This is a genomic window from Desulfobacter sp. (assembly GCF_050177295.1).
On the sequence record NZ_JBFXHE010000007.1, the window covers coordinates 17,322 to 32,666 of the forward strand.

The 15,345-nt window shown below is 47.2% G+C and carries 15 protein-coding genes; 10 read left to right on the forward strand and 5 right to left on the reverse strand.

Features of this window, described 5'->3' with window-relative positions; genetic code table 11:
• The first annotated feature begins 159 nt into the window (after positions 1 to 159).
• From AB7U36_RS01535 to AB7U36_RS01550, 4 genes are all read left to right on the forward strand, one after another.
• The gene (locus AB7U36_RS01535) at positions 160 to 468 is read left to right on the forward strand and encodes an ISAzo13-like element transposase-related protein (RefSeq protein WP_428158042.1); all 309 of its coding nucleotides are present in this window, start codon (positions 160 to 162) and stop codon (positions 466 to 468) included.
• Positions 469 to 1,090: 622 nt separating this feature from the next.
• A complete protein-coding gene (locus tag AB7U36_RS01540; RefSeq protein WP_428158043.1) occupies positions 1,091 to 1,333 on the forward strand; it encodes an RNA-binding S4 domain-containing protein in 243 nt (80 codons plus the stop codon).
• A 60-nt stretch (positions 1,334 to 1,393) separates the two neighbouring features.
• The gene (locus AB7U36_RS01545; protein ID WP_428158044.1) at positions 1,394 to 1,831 is read left to right on the forward strand and encodes a DUF2914 domain-containing protein; all 438 of its coding nucleotides are present in this window, start codon (positions 1,394 to 1,396) and stop codon (positions 1,829 to 1,831) included.
• Positions 1,832 to 1,836: 5 nt separating this feature from the next.
• The gene (locus tag AB7U36_RS01550) at positions 1,837 to 3,285 is read left to right on the forward strand and encodes a diadenylate cyclase (RefSeq protein ID WP_428158056.1); all 1,449 of its coding nucleotides are present in this window, start codon (positions 1,837 to 1,839) and stop codon (positions 3,283 to 3,285) included.
• Positions 3,286 to 3,293: 8 nt separating this feature from the next.
• Here AB7U36_RS01550 and AB7U36_RS01555 read toward each other — a convergent pair whose 3' ends face one another.
• The 3 genes from AB7U36_RS01555 to aroB form a co-directional block, all read right to left on the reverse strand.
• A complete protein-coding gene (locus AB7U36_RS01555) occupies positions 3,294 to 4,061 on the reverse strand; it encodes a lysophospholipid acyltransferase family protein (protein WP_428158045.1) in 768 nt (255 codons plus the stop codon).
• The gene (locus AB7U36_RS01560) at positions 4,062 to 4,856 is read right to left on the reverse strand and encodes a hypothetical protein (protein WP_428158046.1); all 795 of its coding nucleotides are present in this window, start codon (positions 4,854 to 4,856) and stop codon (positions 4,062 to 4,064) included.
• Between the two features lie 242 nt (positions 4,857 to 5,098).
• Entirely contained in the window at positions 5,099 to 6,136 is a 1,038-nt protein-coding gene (gene aroB, locus AB7U36_RS01565; RefSeq protein ID WP_428158047.1) for a 3-dehydroquinate synthase, read from the reverse strand.
• 92 nt (positions 6,137 to 6,228) lie between these two features.
• Between aroB and AB7U36_RS01570 the strand changes: the two genes are divergently transcribed.
• The 5 genes from AB7U36_RS01570 to minE all read left to right on the forward strand — a co-directional run bounded on the left by AB7U36_RS01570 (position 6,229) and on the right by minE (position 10,026).
• Entirely contained in the window at positions 6,229 to 6,879 is a 651-nt protein-coding gene (locus tag AB7U36_RS01570; protein ID WP_428158048.1) for a response regulator, read from the forward strand.
• Positions 6,880 to 6,915: 36 nt separating this feature from the next.
• Positions 6,916 to 8,064, forward strand: coding sequence for a hybrid sensor histidine kinase/response regulator (locus AB7U36_RS01575; RefSeq protein WP_428158049.1), 1,149 nt, complete (start codon positions 6,916 to 6,918; stop codon positions 8,062 to 8,064).
• 168 nt (positions 8,065 to 8,232) lie between these two features.
• Positions 8,233 to 8,922, forward strand: coding sequence for a septum site-determining protein MinC (locus tag AB7U36_RS01580; RefSeq protein ID WP_428158050.1), 690 nt, complete (start codon positions 8,233 to 8,235; stop codon positions 8,920 to 8,922).
• A gap of 32 nt (positions 8,923 to 8,954) precedes the next feature.
• Positions 8,955 to 9,749, forward strand: coding sequence for a septum site-determining protein MinD (gene minD / locus AB7U36_RS01585; RefSeq protein ID WP_428158051.1), 795 nt, complete (start codon positions 8,955 to 8,957; stop codon positions 9,747 to 9,749).
• 10 nt (positions 9,750 to 9,759) lie between these two features.
• Complete coding sequence (gene minE / locus AB7U36_RS01590) at positions 9,760 to 10,026, forward strand: cell division topological specificity factor MinE (RefSeq protein WP_428158052.1); 267 nt, start codon at positions 9,760 to 9,762, stop codon at positions 10,024 to 10,026.
• A gap of 145 nt (positions 10,027 to 10,171) precedes the next feature.
• Here the strand turns inward: minE and aspS are convergent, their stop codons facing one another.
• Both aspS and hisS read right to left on the reverse strand, forming a co-directional pair.
• Positions 10,172 to 11,959: an aspartate--tRNA ligase gene (gene aspS / locus AB7U36_RS01595; protein ID WP_428158053.1), complete on the reverse strand. Its 1,788-nt coding sequence runs from the start codon at positions 11,957 to 11,959 to the stop codon at positions 10,172 to 10,174.
• A 25-nt stretch (positions 11,960 to 11,984) separates the two neighbouring features.
• Positions 11,985 to 13,241: a histidine--tRNA ligase gene (hisS, locus tag AB7U36_RS01600; protein WP_428158054.1), complete on the reverse strand. Its 1,257-nt coding sequence runs from the start codon at positions 13,239 to 13,241 to the stop codon at positions 11,985 to 11,987.
• A 928-nt stretch (positions 13,242 to 14,169) separates the two neighbouring features.
• On the opposite strand from hisS, the gene AB7U36_RS01605 reads away from it, so the two are divergent.
• Positions 14,170 to 15,345 (forward strand): ATP-grasp domain-containing protein (locus AB7U36_RS01605; RefSeq protein ID WP_428158055.1); only part of this gene is annotated, 1,176 nt, incomplete at its 3' end.

A 15,345-nucleotide genomic window follows, 5' to 3' on the forward strand; every position in this document is an offset into this window, starting at 1 on the left:
AGTTGCCTATGCGTACAGTTCAAAAGCGTATTGGAAAAATACCGGAGAACTCTCCCAAAATACGTAAAACCGGGGTGGACGTAAAAAGTATTGGGTTTTCAACCCGGAAATTGATAAGCCGTTTATAGACGTACTGCGTGATTATACTGCGGGGACCCGATGAATGAGAACATTCCATGGACAAACCTGCGTACATGGGAGATCGTTGAAGCCCTGAAAAATGAATATGATATCAAAGTGAGCCGGAATGTTGTCCGTCAGTTGCTCAAAAAACATGGTTATCGCCTCCGTAAAGCACAAAAACGGCAATCTATGAAAAAAAGTGTGCCGGATCGGAATGAACAATTCGATAACATTGTGAAACTCAGATCGTCGTACCTGCAGGCCGGCAATCCGATTATCAGTTACGGATCTGATTTCCAGGACGCGAACTCAAAAAGGTTTGAAGGTCTTCGTTCATGTTATTGACAAGGTTTATCAAACCAGCAGAAAAGTCAGCGAAACCTAAATCAACAATGCGCATTGTCTTCGACAAAACCTTGCCCAAGTGGAATTGTTGTGCAATTCCAAATGGATGTTGAAATGGGTAAGTTATTTAAAATTCATTCCTAAGTAGGAAAAAGCAACTGTCCGTTTAGTACCGTACGAAAGTGAAGAGGCTCAGGTATCCAGACTATTCCACAATCACACCGGTTGGTAACGGGTTGTTATTATCCCTGAAAATGAATGCAAAGGCATTTGGTACGATAGGGCAAAAATCGGCTTTATTCGCAAACACGGTTGAGGTATGCTTAACACAACAACATGACAGGGGTTAAACATGCAGTTGGATATTGATTTTGATTCCATTGAACAGATTGTCTTCAATGCCTGGGACCAGGGCCGGGACTTTCTTTTTGAATACGAAGTATACGCACTTCTGGCGAAATCCGGGTGGTGGACAAGGATCCAAATAAGATTCGCTCTGCCGTACGCCGGATGTTATAGGAGGTGCCTGAAAATTATGCAGCCGGCCTGGTCCGGACCCAGGAAGGTAAAGCCGCCACCTCCAGCCATACCGCCCGGGTGCCAGAAGGCGCAGGTGTAACCCATGACTGAAAACAGAATCGTTTATATTACCCACTCGCCTGTGGAATTGTACAAGGTGGTCAAGTTTGAAAATCTTGCGTCCAGCGGGGGCGAGGCCAAGCATATGATTGCCCACGGGCTGGTCCGGGTGAACGGAGAGGTTGAGACAAGAAAAAGAAAAAAGATTTTTCCCGGCGATGTTATAGAAATTCATGGCAGTTGTCTTGAAATCCAAACTTTTTTTCTCCCTCCAACCGGTATATAGTTCCACGTATTTTTTAAAGTCTATGAAAGAGTAGCGTGTATGATAACAGGATACAGTAACATGCCGGATTTTAATGCAGGGAAATCCCCTTTTTTGCTTTCTCGGTTTTTCATTGTTTGCGGACTGGTTGGATTTTTGTTTATACCGGCCGGTGCCGGCCTGGCTGAACAGCCCCGTGTAGTTTTGGCCGACGCGGTTGTGTGTGAACGCATATCCAATTTCAGGCCGGTGAATCCGGCCGTTGTTTTTTCCGTTTCCCAGGGAGAGGTTTTCTGCTTTTCCGCATTTGATCCGGTGTTTGAAAAAACAGCAGTTTTTCATAACTGGTATAAAAAAGATAAGCTTATTTTTTCCATGCGTCTTGTCCTTTCCGTTCCCAAATGGTCCTCTTTTTCAAGGGTTCAGATGCGCGACGCGGATAAGGGTCCCTGGCGGGTGGAAATCAGGGATGAAGACAATAATATTTTAAAAACCTTAAGATTCAGCATGTCTGATTGACGCTCATGGAACAACTCTCTTTATTATTTTCCGGGTGGCGCTGGCAGGATATGCTGGATATCGTTTTCAACGCATATATTCTGTTCCGTTTGTATGTATTGTTCCGGGGTACCAATGTCCTGCGTGTTCTCATTGCTGTGGTGGTCATGTGGATCATCGGCCGCAGCGCCAACGCCATGGGGTTGGTCATTACCAACTGGGTCATGCAGGGCGTGATCACCGTGGCGACCTTTATGATTATCATTGTGTTTAGAAATGAAATATCAGGGGTGGTCAGAACACGCAGTCTCAGATTCTTTCTATGGGGAATTCCAAGGGCCCAGATCAATACGCCGGTGCGCCTCATCAGTGATACTGTGGTGGAGCTGGCCAGATCAAAAATCGGGGCATTGATCGTGATGCCGCTTAAAACAGGGGTGGACAGCATCATAGCCTCCGGGGTGGAAATTAATGCGGCACTGTCCAGGGAAATGCTGGTGAATATTTTCTGGCCCGGAGCCCCGCTCCATGACGGGGCTGCTGTCATCCAGAAGGGAAAGATTACCCGGGCCGGGACAATTCTGCCCTTGTCCCAGAACCGAAATTTGGCCTCCAAATACGGTACCCGTCACAGGGCCGCTCTGGGGCTTACTGAGCAAAGCGATGCCCTGGTGATTGTTGTGTCTGAGGAGCGGGGAAGAGTATCCCTTGTAAAAGACAGCCAGATTCATGAGATCAGGGACCCTGACAAGGTTGAGACGTTAATAAAACAATATACAGGCGGGTCTGAACCGGTAAAGGGAATGCGCCGGCAGACCCGGGAACTGCTCGTGGTAGCCATGGTTTGTTTTTTATCTACCACAGGCTTGTGGCTGAGCTTTTCAAGGGGCATGGAGACACTGGCCAACTATGATGTTCCCATTGAGTTCATGACCCCTGACAAGAAAATGAATATTATTGATGCATCTGCTTCCAGATCCCGGCTTCTTATCAGCGGTGCACGGCCCCTGGTCAACGCGTTGACCCTGGATCAGATGAGTATCAAGGTCTCCCTTGACGGAACATCTGTGGGAGAAAACAAACTGACCATTACCAGGCAGAATGTTCAGTTGCCACCGGGTATCCGCCTGAAACAAATTGAACCGGATCAGGTGGAAGTGACCCTGGACGCCATGGCGGAAAAACAGGTACCGGTGCAGGCAGACTTTTCAGGAAAATTGCCGGACGGCCTTATCATGACCAGTATCAGCGTTATCCCCGAAACGGTCAATATTTCAGGCGGTGAGCTTACCCTGGATACCGTAACCACCGTGTTTACCGAGAAAATTCCTCTTGAAAATCTAACAACGTCAGGCGTTGTTAATGTGGCACTGGCCATGAATTCTGCCACCCTGCGGCCGGATGACAAGCATAAAAAGGTACAGATTCAATATACCATTTCCGAAAGGAAGGGCAATGAGGACTCCGAAAGCTGACAGCGCGATTATTTATATCCCCCATGAGCCCGATTCACCATACTTTTCCTGCCAGGGGCCAAGGCCTGGACCAATTGCCTTTGAATACTGGTGTGGGCTGCGGTTTTAAGAGCGTCTCCGTCGTTTATCCTCAGGGCGGGTCCAAAGCTCAAACGGGCTTTTAAAGGAGAGGTTTTAAAAATTTCCAGAAAGTGGGGCAGGAAAAAATCGTTCCCGATCCAGGCTGTTTTGGGATTTTCATAGCAGACTGCCACGGGAACAACGGGAATGTCTTTTGTTGCAGCCAGGTGAAATATTCCGTTTTTAAAGGGAAGAATACCGGGTCCGGCCGAAGTGGTGCCTTCGGGAAAAACCACCACGCTGACCCCCTGGGCCAGCCTTTCGGCAAGGGCCTGTCGTGCCATGGATCTGCTTTCAGCACTGGATCTGTCCACAAATACCGTATTTCCCCGTTTGGCGGCCAGACCGAATATGGGCCAGGATTTAAGTTCCTTTTTAGCCAGAAAGGCTGCATTCAGGTGGGAAAGAATGACAACGATGTCCAGGTAGGACCTGTGGTTGGAAACCACCAGTGCGCCATATTCGGGGATGTCTCCGATCTGTTCAATCTGAATGTCAAGGCCTTTGACCAGTATACCGGCCCACTGCCGTGCCCGGGATGCGACCAGATCCGGGGACCATCCCGAAGATGCCACAGCAAGCACCAGTCGCAGGAGGCTTAATATTGTAATCTCAACAACCCAGAACAGTTTGTAAAAAGATTTCAGGCTAGCCATTTACAGCCCAAGCGCTGGGTGTTCCTGCTGCCTGTTAAGCTGTTTCATCCTGTGCTGGCGCAATATGTATTTGACCACAGATACCATACGGAAATAGCCGACCTGGAGCACTTCGTCACCCTGCTCAAAATTCATCATATTAGCGTAAAACCGGTTCAGGCCGTTTTTTCTGTGATGATAGGCCAGATCATTTTTTTCCTTATGAAAGACTGTATCTTTTACACTGCCCTGGAATACAAATGTCTCTTCATCAAGGACCGCATCCGGCCGTACATACATCTCCTGCCTGAACCGGTCATTTATGGCTCTTGCAATTTTTAAGTGGGTGGCACCGGGACAGTTCGTGTAGAAGGGGGAAGGAAATACCTGCTCAAAGTGCATGGCCACATTGCCAAGGCTTGACAATACGCCCGCACAATTGGAAATCCAGATTTTACCAAAGGGATTCTGCTTGAGAAGGTATTCGGTCAAGGCTTTTTTTACCAGCAGGTGTGTGAGCCGTTTTCCCCTGGCTTCGGGCCGTACGCAGGTCAGGCCAAGATGCAGAATCCGCCCCACATCCTCAATGTCTAAAAACACCATGGAGCAGAATCCCTGGGGTGTACCGTTCTTGTCCCTGGCCAGGGTAATGAGTTTGTCGGAAAGTGCGCTTCGGGTGCCGACAATGGCCTGGTAATGGGGCAGGGCATGGAAGCAGTCGCCGGCGATTTCCCGGATATCCCTGGCAAGGGCATCAATGGACTCATCCGGAAGAATCCGGCCGGGTTTCTGATACACCTTGATAATAAAATTCATACATTTTCCTGTTTGTTTTTATTAAGCTTGGCCAGTATTACTTTAAAATATTTAAGAATCGGTTATCAGTTGGTTAGAAGAGTATTTGGGGTAAATATTGGGGATGGATTTGATGAAAACACATGAACGAAAGGCCTTGCTTAATGAGCATGCTTGAAATTTATCAAGGAATGATTGCATCGGCTAAAGCCGATGCAATCAGTTATGTTCTTTGAAAGCGGGGTGTTACAGATAAATGAATATCAGGCAAAATAGTCACGAATAAAACCGTTGAGTTCATCATAGCTGATCTTGTCCACTCTGGCCTGCCCGATCTGTCCAAGAAAAACAAAAAAGAGAGTATGGCCTTGTTTTTTCTTATCCCTGGATGCCGCCTCAATGATCTGTTCCGCAGGGAAGTCAAAGGCAAGAGGCAGACCAAGCCCTAAAAGCAAATCCTTGATCCGGTCCACATCCCCTTGATTGATGTACCCTTTCTGGCGAGAAAATGCGGCTGCCGCCACCATCCCTGCGGCAACCGCACGGCCATGGCCGCAGGGGTTCAGCTTTTCAAACGCATGTCCGATGGTGTGGCCGAAGTTCAGCTTGCGGCGCTCCCCGGCCTCCCGTTCATCTGCCTGGACCACGCGGGATTTAATGGCTACTGAATCCGCAACCATCCGGAAAATCGTTTCCCGGTCCAGGGCCAGGGCTTTATCCCGGTTGTTTTCGACAAACTCCAAAAGGGATAGGTCCTTGATCAGTCCATGTTTGACAATCTCGGCCAGACCGTTGGAGATTTCCATTTCCGGCAGGGTGGACAGCATGTCGATGTCACACAGAACAAACTGTGGCTGGCTGAACACCCCCACCATATTTTTAAAGGCATCCAGGTTGACGCCGTTTTTGCCTCCGACGCTGGCATCTACCTGGGAAAGAAGAGAGGTGGAAACAAAGCCGAAACGGATACCCCTTAGAAAAACAGATGCCGCAAATCCGGCAATGTCACAGACAATGCCGCCGCCGATAGCCAGTAAAAAACTTGACCTGTCGCACCCGGCCTTAATCATTTCCCGCAAAATATATTCCACCGTAGACAGGACTTTTATCTTTTCCCCGGTGCCGATGGTGATCACATGGCCGGCAGGGAATGATGCACCGTAATGCCTGAGGATGTTTTCATCGGTGACAATAACCACAGTACCCTGATCCGGCAGGTAATCTCCTACACGGGACAGGGACTCTCCCACATGGATGGAGGATGTCCCCTGCCGGCCTTCAACTGTAAAGCTTTTAAACATATGTTCTCCTTTTTATTGTCAAGATAATTCTAATTAATATTTGATTTTAACCGTTCTTCGATATAGACTTCAACAAAATATTTTGGAGCCATATGCCGTTAAAAGTCCTTATAGCTGACGACCATGCCATCATTCGGGAGGGGTTGAGAACTCTTCTTGAAAACAGGGGCATACAGGTTATGGATATTGCAAAAAACGGCAGGGAAGCCGTTGAAAAGGCAATCACCCTTAAACCTGATATTGTGATGATGGATATTGCCATGCCTGAGCTTAACGGCGTGGAAGCCACAGCCCAAATCAGGAAAGAAGTGCCCCATACCAGGGTGATCGCTTTGTCCATGCATTCAAGTAAAAAAATTATTGATAAAATGTTTGATTCGGGTGCATCCGGCTATATTCTCAAAGCGTCTGCCTTTGATGAAATTTATGATGCCATCCAGGAAGTTATCCGTACAAATTTCTACCTGACGCCGTCCATTGCCAGAATGTGTACCGACGACCAGAGCATGGATCGCAGCATATGGGATACACCGCCCCAATTCAATAAGATTTCCCGGAAGGAACGGGAGGTCCTCCAACTGATTGCTGAAGGCCAAAAAACCAGAGACATTGCCGAGACACTGGGTGTAAGCATTAAGACCGTGGAAACCCATCGAAGAAATATTATGAAAAAACTCAATATTTTTTCAGTGGCCGGATTAACCAAGTATGCTATTCTTGAAGGCATCATTTCCCTGGAATAGGCATCGGCAAGGACAAGGTACCAGGATACGAACTGAATGGAACATATTACAACTGCAACCCAGTTTGAGAAAACAGATGCCGTGGAGGCGCTTGCCAACGGAATTGCCCATGATGTCAACAATTTGCTGACCGCCATCAAGGGACATGCCTCACTGATGCTCAACAATGTTAATCCCACAGATCCTCTCTACGGCCATATTATTGAAATTTTGTCCAGCGTTGACAAGGGTTCCGATCTTGCCAACCAACTGCTCGGCTTTGCCATGGCCGATGAGGTTTATTTAACACGCATGGATGTCAACAGGCTGGTACGGTCTGTGGTGGAAACCCTTAATCTGAAAGGGCACCGGATCATCTTGGATGTAAGCCTTGATGCCCGGCCTTTAATCATTAAAGGCGATCCTGATAAAATTAAACAGGTGGTCGCAGCTATCGTCGATAATGCATTACAGGCCATGCCGGAAGGCGGCAAACTTTCTGTGCGCACGGAAGCTTCAGCAATTCTTAATGGTACAGCAGATGCCTTTGGACTGAAATCCGGTTTTTTTTGTAAAATCACCATATCCGATACCGGCATCGGCATGGACAGCAACACCCTGGAAAAGATATTCAAAGCCTTTTATTCCCACGACCATAACCAATTCCCGGAAAAAAAGGGACTGGGTCTGACCTTTGCCAAAAAAATCGTAAAACATCACAACGGCGTCATTGATGTATGGAGCTCTTTAAATGTCGGCTCCTCTTTTTCCATTATTCTGCCCCTGGCAGAGCACAAACATTTAGATGAAATGCCTTCTGCCAAGAATGAACTGATGCTTGGCCATGAGTCCGTACTTCTGGTAGATGATGAACAGCGCATTCTCAACGTTGGACGGACGATATGCAAGGCTTTGGGCTACACGGTTTTCACAGCCGCTTCCGGTAAGGAGGCCTTGAAAATCTACGCAGAAAAAAAGGACGACATAAATATTGTGGTGCTGGATATGATCATGCCGGGCATGGATGGACTGGCTGTGTTTATGGCGCTGAAAAAATTGAACCCTGATATTAAAGTCCTGCTTTCCACAGGATATGCCATTGATGAAAATGCCCAGGAAATGCTCAGGCAGGGGTGCAAAGGATATATTCTCAAACCCTATTCCGTGGTGGATTTCTCACATAAGTTGAGAGATATCCTTGGATGACAGACCCTTCTATACGTCTGTCTGGATTTGTGAAAATTCATCACTCCTTGACACAATTTTCATGATTTTTTATAGTTTCGTGAATATTCTTAAATCCGTATTCTGAACAGTTTTTTTACGCTGGGCAGAAATGGTACGGATCAATCTCAACTTTGCTTATGGATTTTAATGATAAATTTTGATAACACCGTTCCTGTCAAACTCAAAGGTGCCGGTGGCGGATTGTGGATTACCATAGACCCCTCTCACCCGGAATCTGAAATTATTGCTGAAATTGACAGATTGTTGAAAAAACTCAAGCATCTGGCCCTCAATGCGGATGTGACCCTTGATACCGGGGATGCTGCCGGGCAGGAGGATCTGGTTGAAAGGATAAAAACACACCTTGAAAGTAATTTTGAGCTTGGCACTATTTCAACTTCCCCCCAAAAGCGCTCCATTCCCCCCGAACGTCGCCGTCAAAGAGATATGTCCAAGGGCTGGAACCATCATAAAAGTGATGTCCTTATGCTCAGGGGGCGGGTACGCTCCGGCCAGAAAATAAATGCCAGAAAACATCTGATCATCACAGGGGATGTGAACCCTGGTGCCGAGCTCACCGCAGGCGGCGATATTATTGTGCTTGGCACCCTGGCAGGAAAAGTCCATGCCGGATACCCGGAAAATGATGGTGCTATGATATTCTCCCTGGCATTTAACCCAAGCCTGGTAAAGATAGGGCTGATAACAGCCACCGGAGCCGGGGACCCAGGGAGCCAGAGACCTGAGTTTGCCTGTGTGGAGCAGGAGAGCATTGTGGTTAAAAATTATATGAAAGACAATCCGTTCAAGCGGATGCCCTGGCCGGAAGTGATTTAAAAAAAAGGCAACCATAGATATTGAGGTGTAATTTGGAAGGAAAAGTTATTGTCGTGACATCTGGAAAGGGCGGCGTGGGCAAAACAACCGCTACCTCTTCCATTGGAGCCGCTCTTGCCCTTGAAGGAAAAAGGGTCGCCATTGTGGACATGGATATCGGACTGCGTAACCTTGATGTGGTTATGGGCCTGGAAAACCGGATTGTTTTCAATATCGTTGACGTGGTTCAGGGCAAATGTAAAGTAGATCAAGCCGCCATAAGGGACAGACGTATTGACAATCTTTTTTTAATCCCGGCCTCCCAAAGCGATAATAAAGATGTGCTGACACCGGCAGGGGTTGAACGGGTGGCCAAGGAGCTGCGCAAAAAATTTGATTATGTGGTCATGGACTCCCCGGCTGGTATTGAAAGAGGATTTGAAAATTCTGTTGTGAGTGCCAACGAAGCGATAGTGATCTGCACCCCGGATGTGTCCGCTGTCAGGGATGCGGACCGGGTTATCGGTCTTTTATACGCCCGTTCTCTGGAGCCTAAACTCATTGTCAACCGTATTGAGCCTGCCCGTGTGGAACGCGGTGAAATGCTCAGCCATGAAGATGTGCTGGATATATTGTCCATTGAGCTGATAGGCCTTGTTCCCATGGATGAAAAGGTTCTCATCTCCTCCAACACCGGTATCCCCCTGGTACTCCAGAACGATTCCAGTGCCGGGCAAGCCTTTCGCAGGATTGCCAAACGTCTGAATGGGGAAGATATTCCCATTGAGGTACCGAACCGGAAAACCAGCGTATGGAGTAAACTGAGTAAAACCTTTGGGTTAAAATAAGGAGGGTTGAATGCTGCAAGAATTTTTGAGACGGTTCTCAGGCCAGAAAAGAAGTAGTGACGAAGCAAAAAAACGCCTTCAATTTTCTTTGATTTACGACAAACTGGAAGTGAACGACACCACACTGACAGATCTTCAGACCGATATCGTTAATGTGATATCAAAATATTTTGAAATTGATACAGATGCATTGGAGCTTAAGGTAAAAAATGACAAACAGGTCTCTGCCCTGGTGTTTAACACCCCTATTCTTCATGTAAAAAGAAAACAGGCCTAGATCATACACGATATTTTCAGGGACCTTACATGATCAGGGGCAAAGCTGCCTTTGGGATATGAAGGGCGTTCAAACAAAACCGTCCGGAAATAAATCAATTCCGGACGGTTTTTGTTTTTCAGGCATCCAGCCTTGGACTCTATGCTTAATTCAGGGGTTTTACCGTTTTAATGGCCAGCTCCTGGAGCTGGGCCGGGGCAGCCTTTGAGGGTGCTTGGGTCATCAGGCAGGTGGCTTTTTGGGTCTTGGGAAAGGCAATGACATTGCGGATGGAATCCTCACGGCAAAGCAGCATCACCAGACGGTCCAGGCCAAATGCCAGGCCGCCGTGGGGAGGTGCGCCAAAAGTCAGGGCCTCCAGAAGGAACCCGAACTTTTCCTTTGCTTCTTCTTCACCTATCCCTAAGCACTTGAGCACCCGTTCCTGCAGTTCGCTGTCATGGATACGGATACTGCCGCCGCCGATCTCAATACCGTTAAGAACCAGGTCATAGGCCCGGGAGTTGACTTCCAGGGGGCTGGTCTCCAGTTTGTCCAGGTCCGATTCCATAGGTGCGGTAAACGGATGATGGAGCGCCTGGTAGCGTTTTTCCGTTTCATCATATTCAAACATGGGGAAATGGGTGATCCAGGTAAACTTGAACTCATTGTCATCAATGAGCCCAAGCCTGCGTGCCAATTCGTTTCTCAACTGACCCAGGGCTTCATTGGTGACTTTGGGTTGGTCTGCCACAAAAAAGACAATATCACCGGATTCAAGATCCAGGCGTTGCTTTAACGCCTCTTTTTCATCATCAGAGAAGAATTTGGCAATGGGGGACTGCCACTGGTCTTCCTTTATCTTTATCCAGGCCAGGCCCTTGGCTCTGTATACGGCTGCAAATTCGGTGAGTTCATCAATCTGTTTTCGGGTAAAGTCGGCACAGCCCTTGGCATTGATGGCCTTAACCAGTCCTCCGTTTTTTACCACAGAGGCAAATACTTTGAAATCCGCATTGGCCACAATATCGGACACATTTTTTAATTCCAGGCCAAATCTCAAATCAGGACGGTCTATACCGAAGCGGTCCATGGCCTCGGCCCAGGTTATGCTGGGGAAGGGTTCGGGAAAGTCCACATCCAGTACATTTTTAAAAATGGCCTTGACCAGACCTTCGGCAATCTGCATCACCGCATGTTCATCCACAAAGGAGAGCTCCATATCGATCTGGGTGAACTCGGGCTGGCGGTCCGCCCGCAGATCCTCGTCCCGGAAACATTTGACAATCTGGTAATACCGGTCAAATCCGGCAACCATTAAAAGCTGTTTGAACAGCTGGGGAGACTGGGGCAGGGCGTAAAAGTCGCCTTGGTTTACCCGGGAGGGGACCAGATAATCCCTGGCGCCTTCGGGCGTACTTTTGGTCAGAAACGGAGTTTCAATATCCACAAACCCGTTGGCATCCAGATAATTTCGAACCGTCATGGTGGTTTTGTGCCGGGCCAGAATATTGTTTTTAAGCTGGGTGCGCCTTAAATCCAGGTAACGGAACTGGAGTCGTATGGTTTCCGATGCATCCACCCTGTCTTCAATCTGAAAGGCAGGTGTTTTGGACCTGGAAAAAATCCGCAGCTCGTCCACAAGCACCTCAATGGCACCGGTGGTCATTCTGGGGTTTACCATGTCAGATGGCCTTGCCGACACCTTTCCTTTGATGCCCAGAACATATTCGCTTCTGATTTCCTGGGCTTTTTCATGGACAGCCGCGGAGACAGACGGATCAAATACAACCTGGGTAATGCCTTTCCGGTCCCGAAGGTCCACAAAAATGACGCCGCCGTGGTCCCGGCGGTGCTGAACCCACCCCATAAGTACAACTTCCTGGCCAACGTGGCTGTCTCCCAACTCAATGCAGGTGTGTGTGCGTTTCATGTCTCCAAGTAAATCAGTCACTTTTTTCTTAAACTCCATAACTATTTTAATTTTTAATTAGTTGTGCCAAATCGTTCACCAGATGGTCCAGGCCGATTTCTGTCTGTTCCTTGGTCGCCATGTTGCGCAGCACAAGTTTTTTCTGGGCAAGTTCATTGTCCCCGGCAATGAGAACAAAAGCGGCATTAAGCTTGTCTGCCCGCTTCATCAATGCTTTCATGCTTTTTCCGCGGAAATCTGCTTCTGTTCTTATGCCCATGGTATTCAGTCTGCAGGACCATTCAAATGCATATTTCTGGGCCTCGGCACCCAGGCTCACAATAAAAAGCTCCGGGCCTGTTTCGCACGCCTGGTTGCCAAGCTGTTCCATGACTTCCACCAGACGGTCAAATCCGATGGCAAACCCGATGGCCGGTGTTGAGGGCCCGCCAAGCTCTTCCACCAGACGGTCGTACCGGCCGCCGCCTGCAACGGCAGACTGAGCGCCAAGCGTTGTGGTCTGAATCTCCCAGGCGGTACGGGTATAATAGTCAAGTCCCCGGACCAGGGTATCATCTATCTTGAAATTCACCCCCAGTTTTTCCAGGCTGTTTTTCACGGTTTCAAAATGGGTACGGCAGTCCGGGCACAGGTGATCCACTGTGGCAGGCGACCCTTCAAGGGCCTGTCTGCATGTTTGTACTTTGCAGTCCAGTATCCGCAGCGGATTTTTAACCAGCCTGCGTTTGCAGTTCTCGCAAAGACTGGCTTTTCGTTCGCCTAAAAAGTCCAGCAGGGCGTTTTGAAAATCAGGACGGCAGGCAGGACAGCCAAGGCTGTTGATATGGGCAAAAAGGCCTTCAAGTCCAAGACGGTGCAGCAATGTGTGCAAAAGAAAAATCAGTTCACTGTCAATATAAGGGGAGTCTACCCCGAATACCTCTGCATCAATCTGGTAAAACTGACGGTAGCGGCCCTTTTGCGGCCGCTCCCTGCGGAACATGGGGCCTGTCAGATAAAACTTGCGCACCGGATCGGCAGCATACATTTTATGCTGGATATATGCCCTGCAGATGGATGCGGTGGCCTCGGGCCGTAATGTGAGCATGTCCCCGTTCCTGTCTTCAAAGATATACATCTCTTTTTCAACAATATCGGTTGCTTCTCCGATACTCCGGGCAAACAGCGCTGTTTTTTCCACAATGGGAATACGGATTTCCCTGTATCCAAAGGATTCAAACAGGGTTGCTGCTTCTTGTTCGACCTGTTGCCACAGAGCAATCTGCTCCGGTAAAATATCTCTGAACCCGCGTATGGTCTGCATGCTTTTTATATCTTTAATCTATGTTGTTCATTTCCAAAAAAATACACAGCCCATCTATATAGATTAAATTCAGTGTTTTGGTCAATATTTAATGAAGACCCAAATCCAACGTCAAAAAAAATAAAAAATTTCGTTGCGCTTAGTGGATTGAGACGCTATAGTACATTGAATATCAAAACCTACCACCAACAGGGGTATGCAAATATGTCACAAAGCATGCTACCATTACGAGTGCGAAGAAGAACAAACATTAAACGCTACTATCTCCTTGGCAGGTCTGCCTGTATATTTTGATCTTGCCAAGGTTATGCCCTTAGGCAACGCCATTACACTATTACTGACGGCATAACGATGCCAAATAATGCGATAAACAGAATGAACAATACCAAGTAATGGTTTTGAATAGCTAACAGTTGATGTCAAGATAAAATAAGGTTAAACCCCCATGGCTGCTATCTGTTCGATTTTTTATGGACGCATATTAAATTCCGGCGGTGAATTTTGGCTATACTATCCTATTGACAAAACGGAAGTTCCTATCCTATATAAACTTAAACATAAATTTGATAAGCTTGATAAAATAAGCTTGATAAGAGATTTTTAAAATGGCCGTTTAATTTATTCAAATCCCAAACAGAAAGGAGGGTTTGGTGTGGGAAAACGTTTAGGGGGGCTTTAACCGTATTGGACAAATAGGAGGAGCAGCTAACGACCCCTTAAAACAATATCTGGACGGAAGACATTGTTTCAAGGTTAATGTTAGATGCTTGAAAATAATCGGCACTTTGTATTCGTGAGAGAGCAAGGTGTTAAGATTGAGGTCTGTTGGTAATATCGAATGAATTGAGAAATTTTATTTAATTAAATTCACTACAATTATCAGGGAGGAAAAATGCAACTAACTGGATTAAAATACGGAAAGCAATTGATGGAAACAGTTGATTTCCCCGTAGCAGAGACCCTGACAGAAAATGCTACCAAAGAACAGATTGAAGCGCTGATCAAAAAAGGCGGCAAGGTCGTTGTAAAACCGTCTTTCATGGGCAGTGCCGGTAAAAAAGGAAAAGCAGGACTGGTAAAAATTGTCGACAACTATGCAGACGCCAACCAGGCCAGAAAAGATCTTTGCTTTGCCGAATATAAGCAGGGCAATACGACACATAAAGCAAACGGCTGCACATTTGAAGAATTTGTTGCCTCAGATGCAGAGCTTTATGTAAGTATTACCACCTCTACAATCACCAGAACACCGACCATGCTGTTGATTGTTGAAGGTGGTGTTGAAGTTGAAGAACTGCCGCCCGAGAAAAAAGCGATTATTCCGTTTAATCCCAATGAAGGTCTCAGAGGTTATCATGTGAATGATGCCCTGATCAAACTGGGATGCCCCAAAGCCTACATCAGCCCGCTGGTACAGCAGATTCCCAAGCTGTGGGATCTTTATAACAATTATGGTCTGACCATGATTGAGCTCAACCCCATCCGCATGAAAAAGGGCAAACGTCCTCTTCCGGTGGCTTGCGACGTTAAAGCCGCTTTTGACCAGGACGATCCCGCACATACCCGCATCAAATTCCCCAATGAAGTATTTGCTACGGAATTGACGGAATTTGAAACTGAAATCAACCAGCTGAGAACCTATCAGGGACAAAGCGACGTTGTGGAACTCAACCCCAACGGAACCATCTTGCCCTTCATGTTCGGTGGTGGTGCCAACAGTGCAGCTACTGAGGTTCTGGGCGACAAAGCAATGTTTTCATCCGACTTTGGTGGAAACCCGCCCTATGCAAAGATGAAAGAGATTGCAAGCATTTGCTACAAACACTTCCTGAAGAATGCCAACATTGTTCAGATTATTGGTGGTAAAGCAAACAACACCGATATTTTCGTTACCATCAAAGCGATGCTGGATGCCTTGAGAGAAAACATTGCACTGAATCCTAATGTTCAGGTTGTAATCGGTCGTGGCGGGCCAAACGTTGTGCAGGGAATGATTTATGCCCGTGACCTTCTTGACAGTATGAAAGTTCCTTATAAAATGTTCGGTTTCGACAGTAGTATGATTGGTGTGTTGAATTACACCATGGAACTGGATAACTGGATA